Below are 18,059 nucleotides of genomic sequence, written 5' to 3'. Positions count from 1 at the left end.
GGGCAGCCATGATGGGGCCCACGCGGCAACGCGCGATCATGCTGAACAGGGGCCTAAGGCGGGGTTAATCCAGTCCATTATACCGCCGGACGGCCGCGCCATTCGGCCAGCGGATCGGGCGGCGGGGCATGCGCGGGCAACAGCCAAAGCGTCGCCGCGCCCAGGGCGACGTCCGCACCAGCTCCGACGACGTGCCGATCTGCTACGGATCGAGCTCGGTGTCCCAATAGAGATAGTCGAGCCAGCTATCATGCAGGTAGTTCGGCGGGAACAGCCGGCCGTTGCGATGGAGCTGGTGGACGGTCGGCGCATAGGGCGCCTGCTTGGGGAACATCTTGGCCTGCTGCGGCGTCAGATTGCCCTTGCGCAGATTGCAGGGCGAGCAGGCGGCGACGACGTTCTCCCAGGTGGTCTGGCCGCCCTTGCTGCGGGGAATGACGTGATCGAAGGTCAGGTCGTCGCCGGAGTGGCAGTACTGGCAGGCGAAACGGTCGCGGAGGAAGACGTTGAAGCGGGTGAAGGCCGGATGCGTCGACGGCTTCACGAAGGATTTCAGCGAAACCACGCTGGGCAGCTGGATCTCGAAGGATGGACTTCGGATCGCGCGGTCGTAGTACTCGACGATATTGACGCGATCGAGGAACACCGCCTTGATCGCGTCCTGCCACGACCAGAGAGACAGCGGGTAATAACTCAGCGGCCGGAAGTCCGCGTTCAGCACCAACACCGGCCAACCGCCTTGCGAGACATGTGCGTTCAAGTAACGCTCCTGGCCTCCATAACGGCTGCGAAGCAGCATGCCCTGACATACTACATGCAGCGTGACGGGATTGTGAAGCCCCAAGAATGGCTTGACACATGGTTTGACCTGGCTTCTCCCGCCTTTCGAGCTGCGGTCAAAGCGCGTCAGAACCGTGGCAGAGCGCTCAGCCGCTGCACTGCAAATCAGTTGCATGTCCTCGGCCGGGGCCAGCATCCGCTGGTGGCCAAGGTCAGCCAGGGACGCGCTCCAGCTTCTGCAGACAGCGATGGATCCTGACCTCGTCCGGCATCGGCCGGTCCGGAAAGCTCGTGCTCCAATTGGTGACGCCGACCTCGCCGACATAGATGTCGCCGCGGCTGTCGATTGCGAGGCCATGCGGCGCCAGGAAACGGCCGGTTTCCAGCCCCGGGCCATGCTCGCCGCCGAGCCGCGCCAGTCGCTTGCCGCCGGCGTCCGTGATCGTGAGCCGGGGGCCGAGATTGGGAACGTTGAGGTTGACCGGCATGCCCGGACCGAGCTCGCCGATGATGAAGGTCTTGCGCCCGGCGCCGCAGGCGCACAGCGCGCAGGGCCGATGCAGATTGTTCCACTGCGTCTCGTAGCGCCCGTCGCCGTCGAAGATCTGGATGCGGTGGTTCTCGCGGTCCGCGACATAGACGAAGCCGTCGGCATCGGTCGCAATGTTGTGAACGATGTTGAACTGGCCGGGATCGGAGCCGGGCTCGCCCCAACTCCTGATGAGCTTGCCGTCCGGCGTGTATTTGTGGACCCGCGCATTGCCGTAGCCGTCGGAGACGTAGATCTCGCCGGATGGCGACAGCGCGGTGTGGGTGCAGCGGTTGAATGGTTCGCCGCTCATGAAGGGCGTCGGACGCTCCGGCAGGCCGATGGTCAGCAGCACCTTGCCCTCGGGCGTGCATTTGCGCACGGTGTGGTCGCCGTCGTCGGTGCAGTAGAGATTATCGTCCGCGTCGATCGACAGGCCGTGGGCGCGGCTGAACAGCCCCTCGCCAAAACTCCTGATGAAATTGCCGTCGCGGTCGAACACGATCATCGGATGGGCGCCGCGATTGAAGGCGTAGACGCGGTCCTTGCTGTCGACGGCAACCGAGGCGACGTCGGTCAGCGCCCAGCCGTCGGGCAGCTTGGCCCAGCCCTTGACGACGCGATAGCTGTGCTCGCCGGAGCCGAGAGTGATGGACATGAAGCAGCCTCCGGGAATTCGCCTGATCTGAGCTGCCGCAAGGCTACACGCGACCGGCACCCGGCGGAAAGCGCCTCATGCCGTCATTGTCAGCATGTGCCCCTGATCTGGCGGAATGCGTCCTTGCAGCGTGTCGAGATAGATCCGCTGCACCGCGTCGGGACCGCGTCCATCTACGATCGTCAGCCAGCCGTCGAGCCGCGGCGCAAAGTCCTGCCACGCCGCGCCGAGCCGCTTTTCGATGCCGCCGGGTCCCCATTCCCTGGCGCGCTTCCTGATCTGGTCGGGCGCGAAGAACCAGGTGGGCCGGGCACCGGGAAGCGCGTCTGCGTCGTCGATGACGTCCTGATGCGTCAGCCCGACGCGGCCGGAATAGACCAGGTTGTCGCCGTAGCGTCGATGCAGCGCGGCGCGCAGACTGGCATTGCCGGCCATGTCGACGAAGGCCGCGCTCGTCCCCGCGTCGAGCCTGTCGACCGCATCGTAGGTCACCACCTCGTCATAGCAGCCGAGCGAGCGGACGAAGGCTGCATGCGACGGCGAGGTCAGCCCGATCACGCGGATGCCCTTGCGCTGGGTATGCAGCAGGTGGGCGAGACCGAACGCGGTCTTGCTCGAGGCCGAGGACAGGATGACGGTCGTGGCGCCGAAATGCACCTGCTCGGCAAGGAAGTCGTCGACCAGGAACGACAGCATGAACAGCGGGCGCAGCAGGGCCTGATGATCGCCGTGCCGTCCGGCAAAGGCGGGATCGTCGCCCACCCGTGCATAGGCGTTGTAGACCGGCGCGACGCCCTGGCGGTGTGCGGCCGCGTCGCGCAGGCCGCGCTTGCCGACGTCGGCGGCCTCGATGACGAGATGCGTCGCCATCGGGAAGTAGCCGAACAGGCGCTCGCCTTTGGCGACGGCAGGATGGCGGGACGCCACCACGTCGCCGAAGCCCCACACGGGGATGATGCCGAAGCCGCCGGGCGCAGGAAACAGTTGCCAATACTTCAACTGCTCGCCGAGCAGCGCGTAGGTGATGTTGTTGGCGGTGAAGGCGAAGCGGTCGACCTTCACCAGCAGCGCCTGGGCGGCAAGCGCGTCGCCATCGGGAAGCTCGGTGACGATGGTCCTGCACTGCTGCAGGTCGCTGCGCGCGACGATGAAATCGGACGATTGCATGCTGAAGACCTCGGCCCGTCGTTGCTGTGCGTCGTGGCGCGATCCTGGCCGGCATCGATGACCGTTTTGCAACCCCAACTTTGTTTGAAACGGCGTTCGCCGGAGTTGTTAGTTCGCCGGCGTGATGACGCCCTCGCGTTTCTTGAGCACGCGGTAATAGCTCCACCACAGATGCGCGGCCGCGCCGCGCAGCGGCCGCCAGCCTTCTGCAAGCGGCATCATCTGCTTCGCCGTCGGCCGCGTCGCAAGGCCGAGCCCGACCTTGACGGCCTCCTGCACGGCGAGGTCGCCCGCCGGCCAGGCATCGCCATGGCCAAGGCAGAACAGCAGGTAGACGTCGGCTGTCCACGGCCCGATGCCGGGCAGCGCGGTGAGGGTCGCATGCGCGGCGTCGGCGTCCTCATTGGCGAGAACGTCGAGATTGAGGCGCTCGGCGCCGAGTTCGCGCGCAATGTGCTTCAGCGTCTTGATCTTGGCGGCCGAGAGCCCGAGCCGGCCCAGCCGGTCGGCACGGGCGCGGCGGATCGCGTCGGCATCGAACGGATCGAACGCCGCCTGCAGCCGGCCCCAGATCGCCGCCGCGCTGGCGGTCGACAATTGCTGGCCGCAGACAATGTGCGCGATCCCGGCAAAGCCCGGCTCCCGCCGCCGCAACGCCGGCATGCCGGTGGCGGCGAGGATCGGAGCGAGGCGGTTGTCCTGCTTCACCAGCTCGCGGACCGCGTCCTCGAGAATGTCCTGGCTGTCGAGATGGAGGGTCATGTGTCTAAAGCTTTCTGCGTCGTCATGCGCGGGCTTGACCCGTGCATCCATCTCGGATCGAACGTAATTGAAGGATGATTGTCGGATCGCGCCAGCTCAAGTCCGGCAATGACAAGATGTCATGCCACCCGTTTTCCGATTTGCCCCCAGTCCGAATGGCTATCTGCATCTCGGCCACGCTTATTCGGCGCTGTTGAACGTCCGATGCGCGCAGCAGAGCGGCGGCCGCTTGCTGCTGCTGCGCATCGAGGACATTGACCCCACCCGGTGCCGGCCGGAGTTCGAGCAGGCGATCTATGAGGACCTCGCCTGGCTCGGCATCGCGTGGGAGCAGCCGGTGCGGCGACAATCGGAGCACCTTGCCGAGTACCGCGCTGCGCTGGACCGGCTGCGGGGCATGGGGCTGGTCTATCCGAGCTTCGAGAGCCGGGCCGAGATCGCGCGGCTGGTCGCGCAACGGGATGCGGACGGGGCCTGGCCGCGCGACCCCGACGGGGCGCCGCTCTATCCGGGGACGGCGACCTCGCTTTCCGAAGCGCGACGTGCGGGGCTGATGGCCGGTGGCGTGCCCTATGCCTTGCGGCTGGACATGGCCGCGGCGATCGCGCGCGTGGGCCGGCTGGCCTGGGACGAGCAGGGCGCCGGGCCTTCGGGCGAGAGCGGCAGGGTCGAAGCAAGGCCGGAGGCGTGGGGGGATGTGGTTCTGGCGCGCAAGGAGACACCGACCAGCTATCACCTGTCCGTCGTGATCGACGACGCCCTGCAAGGGGTGACCGAGGTGGTGCGCGGCCAGGATCTGTTTCATGCCACCAGCGTCCACCGGCTGCTGCAGGTCCTGCTCGGCCTGCCGGCGCCGGCCTATCGGCATCACCAACTGATTCGCGACGCACAGGGCCACAAGCTGTCCAAGTCCACCCAGGCGACGGGATTGCGCGCCTTGCGCGCGGAAGGCGTCTCGCCGGCGGAAATCCGACACAGGATCGGCATGGTCTAGCCGCGTCCTGCCGCAAGCCCGATGTCTTCCCACGTTTCCGGCGGGGACAACCTCCGGGGCATCGTGACACCCGGAAACGACCGTGCCATGCTGCTCGATGGCGCGGGTAATCGGGAGCTTCAATCGAAAGCGGCACGACGAGACATGACAGTAGAAGTGCCCCTTCGTTTTTCGGAGTTCATGTCACAGGGGCCATGATGAAGCGCGTTCGGAACATGAGTACGGGGCGCCGGGCCCGACCGGCCAAGCCTGCTGCGCCCAGGCCCGCCGCGGCGTCGAGGCCGGCCGGTGGAAAGACGCCCTCTGGAATGGCGCCGTCGAAGGTCTCGTCCAAAGCAGGGAAGCCGAAGGCGCCCGCCGCGAAGGCGCCGCCGGCCAGGGAGCGCGCCAAGGCGCGACCGCTCAAGAAGCACGTTCCTCAGGTCACGGCGATGGCGGGGAGCCGGCGCAGCGCGGCCAAGGCCGGATCAGCCAAACCTGGATCAGCCAAGCCCGTCTCGGCGAAAGGGGCGGCGTTCGCGCCTGGCGCACCAGGTGCGGGAGTCGTCGAAGCCGCCTTGGCGGTGTTCGCCCACGAGGTCCGCACGCCGCTGACAGGCATTCTCGCCATCAGCGACCTGCTCGCCACATCCGAACTCGGCGAGCGCGAGCGGCGCTGGGTCGACACCATCAAGGCTGGCGCGGAGCACCTGTCGAGCCTGGCGACCCTGTTCGTCGATGCCGCCAAGCAGGAGACCGCGGGGACGCTGCTGCGCGAGGATCTGTTCGACCTGCGCGTGCTGGCGCGCGCCGCCGGGGACTCGCTGTCCGGCCGCGCCGCCGCCAAGGGGCTGGAGGCCAAGGTCCGTGTCTCCGACGATTTGCCGGGGCTCGTCGTCGGTGACCCCGTGCGGCTACGCGCCGCACTCGAAAATCTGATCGATAATGCGGTGAAGTTCACCGAGCAGGGGGGCGTGGCGCTGGACATCGCGCTGGCCGGCAAGGCCGGGCGCGGCAGGCCGATCAGGCGCGCCGCCAAGGGCAAGGTCGCGGTCGCCTTCCGTGTTTCCGATTCCGGCATCGGCCTGACCCTGCAGGAGATCAAGCGGCTGTTCCGCCCGTTCAGCCAGGCCAATGTCTCGATCGCCTCGCGCTTCGGGGGCGCCGGCCTCGGCCTGTCCTCGGTTCGGCAAATCGCGCGCGCCATGGGCGGCGACGTCGCGGTGGCGCCGCATGAAGGCGGCGGCACGACCTTCACGCTGACCGTGGCGCTGACCGTGGCGGCCGCGCCGCACACCACGGCGGGCGGCTCGGAAGATGGCGTCACCCTTGGGCCGACGCGGCCCTTGCGCATCCTCGGCGTCGAGGACAATCCGTTCGGCCGCGTGGTGCTCAACACGATCCTCAACGAGCTCGGCCACCAGGCGGAGTTCATCGGCCGCGGCGAGGCCGCACCGGAGCGGATCATGGCCGGCAGCTACGATGCGGTGCTGATGGACATGGTGCTGCCCGGCATCAATGGTGTCGAGGCGATTGCCCGTATCCGCAAGCTGGATGCGCCCCACGGCACGATCCCGATCATCGGCGTCTCCGGACGCGGCGAGGACGAGGCGGCCTCGCGCGCCGCCGGCGCCGACGCGTTCCTGCTCAAGCCCGTTTCGCCGCGGGCACTAGCGACTGCGCTTCTTGGAGCGACACGCCGCGCGGCAGCCGCGACTTGATGATCGAGGCGTTCAACTCGCCGCCATACACGAAGATCGCGGCGATGAAATACAGGAACACCAGCGCGATGATCACCGATGCGAGCCCCGCATACATCGTGACGTAGTTGTTGGCGAACCGCGCCAGATACTGGCCGAACACGATGCCCGACACCAGCGAGGCGACGAAGGTGAAGACGATGCCGGGCATGATCTGCATGAAGCTGCGCCGGCCCGCCGGCAGCCAGGCATGCAGGATGAACAGCGCCACGATCAGCGCGCTGATGGTGATGCCGTAGCGCGACAGGTTGACGAAGCGCTCGTTGGCTTCGACCGCAAGCGGCAGGTAGCGCCGGGCGGTGGCCAGCATCAGCGGCCCGAGCACGATCAGGAACGACATCGCCAGCGCCGTGATCGCGGCGACCAGGGTGTAGCCGATCGATTCCAGCCGCAGCCAGTACCAGCGGCGCTGCTCGATCACGCCATAGGCGCGGTTGAGCGCGACCCGCAGCGCCTCGACGCCGTTCGAGGCGAAATAGACCGCGAGCACGGCGCCGATGGTCAGCGCGTCGGTCCGGGTCGTGGTCAGCACGTCGTGGATCTCGCCGGTCAGCGCATCCGCGACCTGGGCCGGCCAGGTCTGCAGCATCAGGGTGGCAGCCTGGTCGGCCAGATCCTTGGAGCCGAGAAAGCCGGCGAGCGAGGTCAGGACGATCAGAAACGGAAACAGCGCCATCAGGGTTGACAGCGCGATATGGCTGGCGATCGCCCAGCCGTCGTCGGCGAGGAAGGTGTAGAACGCGTCCATGACGACGTGGAAGATGTAGCGAAGCGCCTTCACCTGTTCCTGCACTCCGCGAAACGATGTGATTTGTACAATCCGATATTACGGGCCCAAAAGCCAGAAGTTGCAGCCCCTGGCGGTCCGATCCGGCATGGCGCTCCTGCGTCTGCGGTGTTATCTAGCCCGAATGGCTTCACTTCTCGGTAAATTCATCCTTCCCATCGCCGTCGGCGCGGTCGCGCTGGTGCTGTTTCTCGGCCTCGTCAACATGACGCGGGGCGGCTCGCCCAACCTGTCGCAGAAGCTGATGCGCTGGCGGGTGATCCTGCAGTTCGTCGCGGTCGTCATTGCCATGGCGGCGATCTGGGCGATGGGGCGCTGAGACCGAGACGCCGAGGCGTCGAGAAACGGACGTTGAGAACGCAGCATGGTGGTCCTGAATCGCATCTACACGCGGACCGGTGACGACGGCACGACCGCGCTCGGCAATGGCGAGCGGCGTCCCAAATACGATCTGCGCGTCTCCGCCTATGGAACCGTGGACGAGACCAACGCCGCGATCGGCGTGGTCCGGCTGCATCTGGCTGATGCGCCCGAAATCGATGCGATGCTCGGCCTGATCCAGAACGATCTGTTCGACCTCGGCGCCGATCTCGCGGTGCCGCAGCGCGAGGGCAAGGCGGAGCGGCTGCGCGTGGTCGCGAGCCAGGTCGACCGTCTGGAGCGCGACATCGACACACTGAACGAGCGGCTCGCGCCATTGACCTCGTTCGTGCTGCCCGGAGGGACCGCGGCGGCGGCGCATCTGCATGTGGCGCGTACCATTTGCCGCAGGGCGGAACGGATCATGACGGAACTCGCCGGCAAGCCGGACGAGCCGGTCAGCGAGGCTGCCATTCGTTATATGAACCGGCTGTCGGATTTCCTGTTCGTCGCCAGCAGGGCGGCGAACCGGAACGGCGCCGGCGACGTGTTGTGGGTGCCGGGGCAAAACCGTTAACCCGGGGGCGTGCGGGCCTGCTTTTTTCGCCCGTCGCGCGTTGACCGGGGGGGATGGGCGCTTTAGGTTCCGCGCCCGAAAGGTCAACCCCGGACAATTTAGAGCGAAAGAGGATCGATGAAGGTTCTGGTGCCGGTCAAGCGGGTGGTCGATTACAACGTCAAGGTCCGCGTCAAGAGCGATGGATCGGGCGTTGAACTCGCCAACGTCAAGATGTCGATGAATCCGTTCGACGAGATCGCCGTCGAGGAAGCGCTGCGGCTGAAGGAAGCCGGCAAGGCGACCGAGGTGGTGGTGGTCTCGATCGGGCCCGCGCAGGCCTCGGAGACGATCCGCACCGCGCTCGCGATGGGCGCCGACCGCGGCATCCTGGTCAAGGCCGAAGGCAATGTCGAGCCGCTCGCAGTCGCCAAGATCCTCAAGGCGGTCGCCCAGGAAGAGCAGCCTGGCCTGATCATCCTCGGCAAGCAGGCGATCGACGACGATAGCAACCAGACTGGCCAGATGCTGGCGGCGCTGCTCGGCTGGGCGCAGGCGACCTTCGCCTCCAAGCTCGAGGTCGAAGGGTCCGACTTCAAGGTTACCCGCGAGGTCGATGGCGGCCTGCAGACCGTGAAGCTGAAGGGACCGGCGATCGTCACCACCGATCTCCGCCTCAACGAGCCGCGCTACGCGTCGCTGCCGAACATCATGAAGGCGAAGAAGAAGCCGATCGCCGAGAAGACCGCCGCCGACACCGGCGTCGATCTCACGCCGCGGCTCGAGGTGATCAAGACCGCTGAGCCCGCGGGCCGCAAGGCCGGCGTCAAGGTCAAGGACGTCGCCGAGCTCGTCAACAAACTCAAGACCGAGGCGGGGGTGCTCTGATGGCCACGCTGCTGATTGCCGAACACGACAATGCGTCCGTCAAGGACGCGACCAACAAGGCGCTGACGGCGGCTGCAGCCCTCGGCGCCGATGTCGACGTGCTGGTCGCGGGTCAGGGCGCCAAGGGCGCGGCCGACGCCGCCGCCAAGCTCGCCGGCGTCAAGAAGGTGCTGCTCGCCGACGATGCTGCCTATGCGCATGATCTCGCCGAGCCGCTCGCGGATCTCGTGGTCAAGCTCGCCGCGAACTACGACGCGATCGTCGCGCCGGCGACCTCGCGCTTCAAGAACGTGATGCCGCGCATCGCCGCTTTGCTCGACGTGATGCAGGTGTCGGAGATCATCAAGGTCGTGGCGCCCGACACGTTCGAGCGGCCGATCTATGCCGGCAACGCGATCCAGACCGTGAAGTCGAAGGACGCCAAGAAGGTCATCACCGTGCGCACCTCCACGTTCGCAGCCGCGGGCGAAGGTGGCAGCGCGTCGGTGGAGAGCGTGGCGGCGGCCGGTGATCCGGCGCTGTCGAGCTTCGTCGGCGAGGAGGTCGCCAAGAGCGATCGTCCCGAGCTGACCTCGGCCAAGATCATCGTCTCCGGCGGCCGCGCGATGCAGAGCCGCGAGAACTTCGCCAAGTACATCGAGCCGCTCGCCGACAAGCTCGGCGCCGGTGTCGGCGCCTCGCGCGCCGCGGTCGATGCCGGCTATGCGCCGAACGACTGGCAGGTCGGCCAGACCGGCAAGGTCGTCGCGCCGGAACTGTATGTGGCGGTCGGCATTTCAGGCGCCATTCAGCATCTGGCCGGCATGAAGGACTCCAAGGTGATCGTCGCGATCAACAAGGACGAGGACGCGCCGATCTTCCAGGTGGCCGACTACGGCCTGGTGGCGGATCTCTACCAGGCGGTTCCCGAGCTGACCGACGCGCTCGCCAAGCTCGGCAAGTAACGCTCAAGACACCGGCCGCATGGGACCGCGGCGGCCGGTGTTCTCACTTCCAAGGGCATGGACGGGCGCAGCAGGCGTGCCGTTCGGGTGGATGACAACATGGCTCAGATCAACAAGCTCGGAGTGATCGGCGCAGGACAGATGGGCAACGGCATCGCGCACGTTGCCGCGCTGGCCGGGCTCGACGTGGTGCTCAACGACGTCACCGCCGATCGGTTGAAATCGGGCATGGCGACCATCAACGGCAATCTGACCCGCCAGGTCGCGAAGAAGGTGATCTCCGAGGACGCCCGCAATCAGGCGCTCGGCCATATCTCGATCAGCGAAACTCTCGATGGCCTCGCCGATTGCGATCTCGTCATCGAGACCGCGATCGAGAAGGAGGACGTCAAGCGCAAGATCTTCCACGATCTCTGCGCGGTGCTGAAGCCGGAGGCGATCATCGCCTCCAACACCTCGTCGATCTCCATCACCCGGCTCGCCGCCTGCACCGACCGCCCCGAGCGCTTCATCGGCATTCATTTCATGAACCCGGTTCCGCTGATGGAGCTGGTCGAGCTGATCCGCGGCATCGCCACCGACGACGCCACCTTCGAGGCGGCCAAGGAGTTCGTCGGCCGGCTCGGCAAGCAGGTCGCCGTGTCCGAGGATTTCCCGGCCTTCATCGTCAACCGCGTGCTGCTGCCGATGATCAACGAGGCGATCTACACGCTGTATGAGGGCGTGGGGAATGTCGAGGCGATCGACGCGGCGATGAAGCTCGGCGCGCACCACCCGATGGGCCCGCTGGAGCTCGCCGACTTCATCGGCCTCGATACCTGTCTGTCCATCATGCAGGTGCTGCACGAGGGGCTGGCGGATTCGAAGTACCGGCCGTGCCCGCTCTTGGTGAAATACGTCGAGGCCGGCTGGCTCGGCCGCAAGACGCAGCGCGGCTTCTACGACTATCGCGGCCCCAAACCCGTGCCGACCCGCTGATTTTACCGCTGTCGGGCGCCACCGATACGCTTCGTTAAGGCTCCTCGGTTAGCGTGCCGGTAGCGAGGTATATGCGTATGGACATGAGCTTGGTGGCTGCGGTCATGGCGCAGCAGGCGAGTGCGACACAGCAGCAGGTCGCCACGTCGGTGCTGAAGCAGAACCTGAACGCCCAGAAGGACGCCGTCCTGACGCTGCTCGGCGGCGCGCAGCAGACGCTGTCGCTCGCCAATGCCGGCCCCGGCGTCGGCGGCAACCTCAACATCGCCGCCTGATAGTCCCTGATTAAAGCCCCGCGGCGGCCTTCGTCGTCGCCGCCTGGATCAGCTTGACCGCGTCGGCGCTGTCCCACTCGGCAGGTCCCGCGATGGTCGCGATCTCGCAGCCCTGGGCATCGACCAGCACCGAGGTCGGCATGCCCAGCGCGCGGCCGACCGCCTTCAGATCCTGGAACACCTTGGCCTTCGGATCGCTGAAATAGGTGAGCTGCGTCAGCTTGGCGTCGCTCAGGAACGCCTTGGGCTTCTCCGGATCGCGGGTGTCGATGTTGACCGCGACCACCTGGAAGGCGTCGCTGCCGAGCTTGGCCTGCAGCCCGTCCAGCGCCGGCATCTCCTTGCGGCAGGGCACGCACCAGGTCGCCCACAGGTTCAATAGCACCGTCTTGCCGCGGAAATCCGACAGCTTCCTCGCTGCCCCCGTGCCATCCTCGAAGGCGAGGTCCGGCAGTCGCAGCGGCACGGTGGCCGCCGTCAGCGCCGCCACCTCGCCCTTGATCAGCGGCGCGATCCGCTTGGCGGTCGCGACCGCCGCCTGACAGGCCTGGTCGCCCGCCGGCCGTCCCCTGAGCAATCCGCCAAAGGTCACCGCGGCGATGCCGGCCACGGCGACCACCGCCACGGCACCGGCCGCGAGCAGCGTTCGCCGCGAGGAAGCGGGGCGGGCAGGGGACGTATTCGGCTTATCGTTTGTCATCTCGGGTCGGTTGCGGCTATCAGAGGCGCGAATGTCGGGAGTCCGGACGGTGTGTCCCATCCCGTGGCGATCAGCAAGGTCTTGGAAGCGGTTCAGGCATGAGCAACACGATGTGGGGCGGACGGTTCTCGGAGCGTCCCGACGAGATCATGGAGGACATCAACGTCTCGATCGACGTCGATCGCTACCTTTACGCGCAGGATATCGCCGCTTCAAAGGCGCACGCCGCCATGCTCGCCGCCCAGGGCATCATCACGGCGGGTGATGCGAAAAATATCGGGAAGGGTCTAGACACGATTTTGTCAGAGATCACCAAGGGTTCGTTCGAGTTCAAGCGGGCGCTCGAAGACATTCACATGAATGTCGAGAGCCGGCTGTCCGAGCTGATCGGCCCCGCCGCCGGCCGCCTGCACACCGCGCGCTCGCGCAACGACCAGGTCGCGACCGATTTCCGCCTGTTCGTGCGCGACGAGATCGACGACATCGACGCGGCGCTCGCCGCCTACCAGCACGCGCTCGCCTCCCGCGCGCTCGACCATGCCGGCACGGTGATGCCCGGCTTCACCCATCTGCAGACCGCCCAGCCGGTGACCTTCGGCCACCATCTGCTCGCCTATGTCGAGATGGCCGGGCGCGACCGCGGCCGCTTCCTCGACGCCCGCAAGCGCCTCAACGAATCCCCGCTGGGCGCTGCCGCGCTCGCCGGCACCTCGTTCCCGATCGACCGCCACGCCACGGCGGAAGCGCTCGGCTTCGACCGCCCGATGGCCAATTCGCTCGACGCGGTGTCCGACCGCGACTTCGTGCTGGAGACCTTGTCGGCCGCCTCGATCTGCGCCGTGCACCTGTCGCGCTTCGCCGAGGAGATCGTGATCTGGACCTCGCCCTTGGTCGGCCTGATCAAGCTGTCGGACAAGTTCACCACCGGCTCCTCGATCATGCCGCAGAAGCGCAATCCGGACGCCGCCGAGCTCGTCCGCGCCAAGACCGGCCGCGTCATCGGCGCGCTGAACGCGCTCCTGATCGTCATGAAGGGCCTGCCGCTCGCCTATCAGAAGGACATGCAGGAGGATAAGCAGGGCGCGATGGAGGCGTTCGCGGCGCTGTCGCTTGCGATCCGGGCCATGACCGGCATGGCGCTCGACCTCGTGCCGGACGAGGCCCGCATGAAGGCCGCGGCCGGCGAGGGCTATGCCACCGCCACGGACCTCGCCGACTGGCTGGTGCGCACGCTGAAGATGCCGTTCCGCGAGGCCCATCACGTCACCGGCCGCATCGTCGCGCTGGCGTCGAAGCAGGGCGTGGCGCTGCACGAGCTGCCGCTCAAGGCGATGCAGGAGGTCGAGCCGAAGATCACGGCCGAGGTGCTCGGCGTGCTCTCAGTGGAATCCTCGGTGAAGAGCCGCACCAGCTACGGCGGCACCGCGCCGAAGAACGTCGCCGCGCAGGCCAAGGCCTGGCTGAAGCGGCTGGAAAAACAGCGAAAGTAGGGCTCCGTCTGAAATTTGATCGGCCCGGCGTGGCACTCCCGCACTCGTCAGGCCGATCCAATCTCTGTATGGTGCCGCCCGCATGGGGATCTCACACGTGATTAGCGCTCGCCGTCCAACCTCCGCCGCCCGGGTCGTCCTCGTCCTGGGCGCCACAGCCCTGCTGCTGGCCGCCTGCGGCCGCAAGGGCCCGTTGGACCTGCCGGCCAACTCCCCGCCGGCGCCGCAGCTTTCGGCCGCCCCCGCCGACACCGCGACGGAAAACGCCAACAAGCCCGGCCTGTTCAACTCCGGCTACGGCGCCGACGCCGCCCCCGCCGCCTCGCGCGGCCAGAAGAAACCCTTCATCCTGGATCCGCTGCTCGACAGCAAATAGGACGTGCGACGGTTCGGCGACGTCGCTTGGTCCGCACCGGCCCAACGATCGAGGCCCGGACACCTCCCCTCGTCATGGCCGGGCTTGACCGGCCATCCATCCCGTTCGGCATCCTCGGTGAGACGTGGATGCCCGGGTCAAGCCCGGGCATGACGGCGTAGCAATAGCTGCGCACCACGCTCCGAACGCGCGTGCGCGGCCACCTTCCCTTCAGGGGAAGGGGCCGTCCACGAATTGACATTCCGCCCCATTTCCCGGCAATTCGCCGCCACAATCACCCATCTCGCAGCCCCGCGCGCGGACTTAGACCCATGAACCATTTCGACTACCGCGACGGCGTGCTGCACGCCGAGGACGTCAACCTCTCCGACCTCGCCGCCCGCGTCGGCACGCCGTTCTACTGCTACTCCACCGCCACCCTGGAGCGGCACTATCGCGTGTTCGCGGACGCCTTCGCCGGCCAGGACGTGCTGATCTGCTACGCGATGAAGGCCAATTCCAACCAGTCGGTGCTGCGCACGCTGGCAAAGTGTGGGGCCGGCGCCGACGTCGTCTCCGGCGGCGAGCTGAAGCGCGCGCTGGCGGCCGGCATCCCGTCGCGCAAGATCGTGTTCTCCGGCGTCGGCAAGACCGAGACCGAGCTGCGCGCCGCGCTCGCGGCCGACATCCACTGCCTCAACATCGAGTCCGAGCCCGAGCTCGACCTGCTGGCGCGCCTCGCCGTGGAGACCGGCCACACCGCCCGCATCTCGGTGCGCGTCAACCCGGACGTCGATGCCGGCACGCACGCCAAGATCTCCACCGGCAAGTCGGAGAACAAGTTCGGCATTCCCTTGGAGCACGCCCGCCGCGTCTATGCCCGCGCGGCCAAGATGCCGGGCATCAAGGTCACCGGCGTCGACGTCCATATCGGCAGCCAGATCACCGATCTCGGCCCGATGGAAACCGCGTTCCGCATCCTCACCGAGTTCGTGCAGACCCTGCGCGCCGACGGCCACGACATCTCCCATGTCGATTTCGGCGGCGGCCTCGGCATCCCCTATCACATGGACCGCGCCGTGCCGCCGGAGCCGGCCGCCTACGCCGCGATGGTCAAGCGCGTCAGCCACAATCTCGGCTGCACCCTGATGTTCGAGCCCGGCCGCATGATCGTCGGCAATGCCGGCATCCTCGTCGCCAAGGTAATCTACGTGAAGCACGGCGAGGCCAAGAACTTCGTCATCATCGACGCCGCGATGAACGATTTGATCCGCCCGACGCTCTACGAGGCGCATCACGACATCCTCCCGGTGCTTGAGCCCGCACCGAACGCGCCCGCCTTCGTGGCCGACGTCGTCGGCCCGGTCTGCGAAAGCGGCGACTACCTCGCGCTCGACCGCACGCTGCCCGAGCCCAAGCCGGGCGACCTCCTCGCCATCATGACCGCAGGCGCCTACGGCGCCGTGCAGGCCTGCACCTACAACACCCGCGCTTTGGTCCCCGAGGTGCTGGTCAAGGGCGACCAGTCCGCCGTGATCCGCCCGCGCATCGAGGTCGAGCAACTGATCGCGATGGACACGCCGGCGCCGTGGCTGTGAAGGGGTGCTGCCGCGCAAGCCGTTCGCGCTGTCGCGCTCATCCGTTTCCACATCGTCATGGCCGGGCCTGTCCCGGCCATCCACGTCGTCCGGCATCCTGGGAAGGACGTGGATGCCCGGGCCTTCGCCGCGCCGAAGCGGCTACGGCCGCGCAGGCGGGACAAGCCCGAGCATGACAGAGTAACTCATTAGCAGCCGTTCTGCCGCGATTGCCTAGTCCAGCCTCGCACATCGTGTACTTGCGTCTTTGTAATCCATAGATTACACTCCCCATATGGTCGACGTTCGCGAAACGCCCGGCTTCTCGCGTTGGCTGGCTGCGTTGAGCGATCAGCGCGCCCGTTTGCACATCGTCCGGCGGATCAGCCGGGTGGCTGCCGGAAACTTCGGCGATGCCAAGTCAGTTGGTGGTGCGGTGAGCGAGCTACGCGTCGACTACGGCCCCGGCTACCGCATTTACTTCACGAGACGCGGCAAGACCGTCGTGATCCTGCTCTGCGGCGGCGACAAGCGGACCCAGGACAAGGACATCAAGAAGGCCCACGACCTCGCGGCGACATTGGAGGATTGAGGATGAAGGTCAGCAAGCTCAAGAAATTCGACGCCGCTGAGCATCTCGGCACCCCGGCCGCCCGTGCCGAGTATCTCAACCTCGTGCTCGCCGACGGCGATCCCGCCGAGGTCCGCGACGCGCTCAATCTCGTCGCCCGCGCGCAGGGCATGAGCCAGGTCGCCAAGGCCGCCGGCGTGACGCGGGAGGGTCTCTACAAGACCCTCGGCGAGAACGGCAACCCGGAGTTCGCGACCGTCCTGCGGATCATCAATGCGATGGGAATCCGGTTGACGGCCGAGCCGGCCCGCGCCAAGCCGAAGACGAAAGCCGCGGCGTTGCGGTGACCCCAGTGACTGCAAGAAATTTTCGCTGCCGCTCGGACTGATGGAGACGAACGGCAGCAGGCAGTCGTGAGTTTCACACAGGGGCCCAGCAACTCCCTTAGGTTTCGTGCGCGTCCAAAAACCGGAAACAACAGGATGAACCTCGATCCGACCCTGGTTCGAGCGCTGCGCAACGCAGCCGAGGTCGGCGCTCCCGCATCGCAGCTCGTGATGATGATCGGTCGCCACCTGGATGCCCTCGATACCAACTTTCGCCTCTACGCGATTGCCTATATGCGTGAGGCGTTCTTCTTGCTGCTGCCCGAGGCCAGCACCGTCGGCGCGCTTGAAGTCTTCCCGGACGGACATTCATCTGCGGCTGATATCAATGATGAAATGAGGCCCATTCTCAATTCAACACGATCGAAATGGGCGTCGCATTCAGAGTAAGCGTCGCGCTCCCGAAATTCTCCCTTGAGCAAGCATCAGGACCCCCACCCATGAGCATTCGCATCGGCATTGTCGGGATCAGCGGTTTTGGCGGTGGCGAGGCGATGCGCCTGGTCGCGGGGCATCCCGCGTTCGAGCTGGTCTACGCCGCGGGCGAGGGCAGCGCCGGCCAGCGGCTGGCGGAGCGCTTCCCCGGCGTGCCCGCAAAACTCGCCGATCTCGTGATCGAGAAGTGGGATCCCGCGCGCCTGCCGCCGCTTGATGTGCTGTTCGCCTCGCTCCCCACCGGCGCCTCGCGCGAGGCGCTGGCGCGCGTGCCAGGCAGCGTGAAGATCGTCGACATCGGCGGCGACCACCGCTACGCCGACGGCTGGACCTACGGCCTCGCCGACGTCTGGCCGAGCGAGATCGCGGGCAAGACCCGCATCGCCAATCCCGGCTGCTTCCCGGCGGCGGCGCTGACTCCGCTGGCGCCGCTGCTGGCCGCCCAACTGATCTCGCCCGACAACATCGTCATCGACGCCAAGACCGGCATCTCCGGCGCCGGCCGCGGCGGCGAAGCCAAGTTCGGCTACGCCGAGAGCAACGAGAACCTGATCCCCTACGGCCTGCTCAAGCATGTCCACATGCCCGAGATCGAAAGCACGATCGCGCGGATCAGCGGCGGCAGCGCCACAGGCCTCGTGTTCACGCCGCATCTGGTGCCGATGACCCGCGGCATCCTCGCCACCATCTACGCCCGCGGCCGCGCCACCACCGATCAGTGCCTGGACGCCGCCCGCCGCTTCTATCGTAACAGCGCCTTCGTCCGCGTCACCGACACGCCGCCGCAGACCAAATGGGCCACCGGCTCCAACCTCGCCTTCGTCAGCTACGCCGCCGACCCCGACCGCAACCTGGTGATGGCGCTGGGCGTGGTCGACAATCTCGGCAAGGGCGCCGCCGGGCAGGCGGTGCAGAACGCGAATTTGATGTGCGGGCTGAAGGAGACGACGGGACTGGAGGGGGCGCCGGTTTGGCCGTGACAGTCTTTTGGGAGATGGTGACTGTAGCTCATCGGGCAAGCTAGGCATGCAACGGCTCGTCGGGAGAAAGCACCACCCGCAATTTCGTTGCACCGTCACTGTAGTCTTTAAGTGTTTTGCAGCGCCACCGTATTCTGGACGGCTGGTA

General features: G+C 66.8%; 21 protein-coding genes. 15 read left to right on the top strand and 6 right to left on the bottom strand.

Annotation, left to right across the window (positions count from 1 at the left end; all coding sequences use genetic code 11):
* Window positions 1–202 precede the first annotated feature (202 nt).
* From ACQR2C_RS17595 to ACQR2C_RS17580, 4 genes are all read right to left on the bottom strand, one after another.
* Window positions 203–760 carry an HNH endonuclease gene (locus ACQR2C_RS17595; RefSeq protein ID WP_042340571.1) on the bottom strand — a complete coding sequence of 186 codons (558 nt, stop codon included), beginning with the start codon at window positions 758–760 and terminating at the stop codon, window positions 203–205.
* 232 nt (window positions 761–992) lie between these two features.
* Window positions 993–1,967 (bottom strand): peptidyl-alpha-hydroxyglycine alpha-amidating lyase family protein, encoded by a 975-nt coding sequence (locus ACQR2C_RS17590; protein WP_316217991.1) that lies wholly within the window; start codon window positions 1,965–1,967, stop codon window positions 993–995.
* A gap of 75 nt (window positions 1,968–2,042) precedes the next feature.
* Window positions 2,043–3,134 carry a DUF2855 family protein gene (locus ACQR2C_RS17585; protein WP_434881718.1) on the bottom strand — a complete coding sequence of 364 codons (1,092 nt, stop codon included), beginning with the start codon at window positions 3,132–3,134 and terminating at the stop codon, window positions 2,043–2,045.
* A 108-nt stretch (window positions 3,135–3,242) separates the two neighbouring features.
* Window positions 3,243–3,896, bottom strand: a complete 654-nt coding sequence (locus tag ACQR2C_RS17580) for a DNA-3-methyladenine glycosylase family protein (protein WP_434881717.1) — start codon at window positions 3,894–3,896, stop codon at window positions 3,243–3,245.
* Window positions 3,897–4,017: 121 nt separating this feature from the next.
* Between ACQR2C_RS17580 and gluQRS the strand changes: the two genes are divergently transcribed.
* Entirely contained in the window at window positions 4,018–4,890 is an 873-nt protein-coding gene (gene gluQRS, locus ACQR2C_RS17575) for a tRNA glutamyl-Q(34) synthetase GluQRS (RefSeq protein ID WP_434881716.1), read from the top strand.
* 557 nt (window positions 4,891–5,447) lie between these two features.
* Window positions 5,448–6,590, top strand: coding sequence for an ATP-binding protein (locus ACQR2C_RS17570; RefSeq protein ID WP_409998000.1), 1,143 nt, complete (start codon window positions 5,448–5,450; stop codon window positions 6,588–6,590).
* Here ACQR2C_RS17570 and ACQR2C_RS17565 read toward each other — a convergent pair.
* Window positions 6,517–7,410, bottom strand: coding sequence for a YihY/virulence factor BrkB family protein (locus ACQR2C_RS17565; RefSeq protein WP_316217986.1), 894 nt, complete (start codon window positions 7,408–7,410; stop codon window positions 6,517–6,519). The genes ACQR2C_RS17570 and ACQR2C_RS17565 overlap by 74 nt on opposite strands.
* 130 nt (window positions 7,411–7,540) lie before the next feature.
* Here ACQR2C_RS17565 and ACQR2C_RS17560 point away from each other — a divergent pair, with 130 nt between their 5' ends.
* The 6 genes from ACQR2C_RS17560 (at window position 7,541) to ACQR2C_RS17535 (ending at window position 11,417) form a co-directional block, all read left to right on the top strand.
* Window positions 7,541–7,735: a twin transmembrane helix small protein gene (locus ACQR2C_RS17560; RefSeq protein WP_015664263.1), complete on the top strand. Its 195-nt coding sequence runs from the start codon at window positions 7,541–7,543 to the stop codon at window positions 7,733–7,735.
* 45 nt (window positions 7,736–7,780) lie between these two features.
* The gene (locus ACQR2C_RS17555) at window positions 7,781–8,353 is read left to right on the top strand and encodes a cob(I)yrinic acid a,c-diamide adenosyltransferase (protein WP_315805679.1); all 573 of its coding nucleotides are present in this window, start codon (window positions 7,781–7,783) and stop codon (window positions 8,351–8,353) included.
* Window positions 8,354–8,470: 117 nt separating this feature from the next.
* Window positions 8,471–9,220, top strand: coding sequence for an electron transfer flavoprotein subunit beta/FixA family protein (locus ACQR2C_RS17550; RefSeq protein ID WP_316237108.1), 750 nt, complete (start codon window positions 8,471–8,473; stop codon window positions 9,218–9,220).
* Complete coding sequence (locus ACQR2C_RS17545) at window positions 9,220–10,164, top strand: electron transfer flavoprotein subunit alpha/FixB family protein (protein ID WP_316237107.1); 945 nt, start codon at window positions 9,220–9,222, stop codon at window positions 10,162–10,164. The genes ACQR2C_RS17550 and ACQR2C_RS17545 overlap by 1 nt, the downstream gene beginning before the upstream one ends.
* A 99-nt stretch (window positions 10,165–10,263) precedes the next feature.
* On the top strand, window positions 10,264–11,142 hold the full coding sequence (locus ACQR2C_RS17540) for a 3-hydroxybutyryl-CoA dehydrogenase (protein ID WP_315718147.1): 879 nt from the start codon (window positions 10,264–10,266) through the stop codon (window positions 11,140–11,142).
* Between the two features lie 77 nt (window positions 11,143–11,219).
* Window positions 11,220–11,417 carry a putative motility protein gene (locus ACQR2C_RS17535; protein ID WP_315718145.1) on the top strand — a complete coding sequence of 66 codons (198 nt, stop codon included), beginning with the start codon at window positions 11,220–11,222 and terminating at the stop codon, window positions 11,415–11,417.
* 10 nt (window positions 11,418–11,427) lie between these two features.
* Here ACQR2C_RS17535 and tlpA read toward each other — a convergent pair whose 3' ends face one another.
* Window positions 11,428–12,117, bottom strand: coding sequence for a thiol:disulfide interchange protein TlpA (tlpA, locus tag ACQR2C_RS17530; protein WP_434881715.1), 690 nt, complete (start codon window positions 12,115–12,117; stop codon window positions 11,428–11,430).
* 98 nt (window positions 12,118–12,215) lie between these two features.
* Here tlpA and argH point away from each other — a divergent pair, with 98 nt between their 5' ends.
* From argH to argC, 7 genes are all read left to right on the top strand, one after another.
* A complete protein-coding gene (gene argH, locus ACQR2C_RS17525; protein ID WP_434881714.1) occupies window positions 12,216–13,607 on the top strand; it encodes an argininosuccinate lyase in 1,392 nt (463 codons plus the stop codon).
* Between the two features lie 82 nt (window positions 13,608–13,689).
* On the top strand, window positions 13,690–13,983 hold the full coding sequence (gene lptM, locus ACQR2C_RS17520; RefSeq protein WP_434848155.1) for an LPS translocon maturation chaperone LptM: 294 nt from the start codon (window positions 13,690–13,692) through the stop codon (window positions 13,981–13,983).
* Between the two features lie 311 nt (window positions 13,984–14,294).
* Window positions 14,295–15,560: a diaminopimelate decarboxylase gene (gene lysA / locus ACQR2C_RS17515; protein WP_434881713.1), complete on the top strand. Its 1,266-nt coding sequence runs from the start codon at window positions 14,295–14,297 to the stop codon at window positions 15,558–15,560.
* A 274-nt stretch (window positions 15,561–15,834) separates the two neighbouring features.
* Complete coding sequence (locus tag ACQR2C_RS17510; protein WP_434881712.1) at window positions 15,835–16,131, top strand: type II toxin-antitoxin system RelE/ParE family toxin; 297 nt, start codon at window positions 15,835–15,837, stop codon at window positions 16,129–16,131.
* Between the two features lie 2 nt (window positions 16,132–16,133).
* Entirely contained in the window at window positions 16,134–16,457 is a 324-nt protein-coding gene (locus tag ACQR2C_RS17505; RefSeq protein WP_434864156.1) for an addiction module antidote protein, read from the top strand.
* A gap of 135 nt (window positions 16,458–16,592) precedes the next feature.
* Window positions 16,593–16,886 carry a hypothetical protein gene (locus ACQR2C_RS17500; RefSeq protein ID WP_434881711.1) on the top strand — a complete coding sequence of 98 codons (294 nt, stop codon included), beginning with the start codon at window positions 16,593–16,595 and terminating at the stop codon, window positions 16,884–16,886.
* Window positions 16,887–16,936: 50 nt separating this feature from the next.
* Complete coding sequence (gene argC / locus ACQR2C_RS17495) at window positions 16,937–17,911, top strand: N-acetyl-gamma-glutamyl-phosphate reductase (protein WP_434881710.1); 975 nt, start codon at window positions 16,937–16,939, stop codon at window positions 17,909–17,911.
* Window positions 17,912–18,059: the final 148 nt, after the last annotated feature.

Origin of the sequence: Bradyrhizobium sp. HKCCYLRH3061, from assembly GCF_051168015.1 — a bacterium.
Classification (GTDB): Bacteria; Pseudomonadota; Alphaproteobacteria; order Rhizobiales; family Xanthobacteraceae; genus Bradyrhizobium.
The sequence above is the reverse complement of the archived record's forward strand: the minus strand, read 5'-3'. Positions and strand labels throughout refer to the sequence as shown.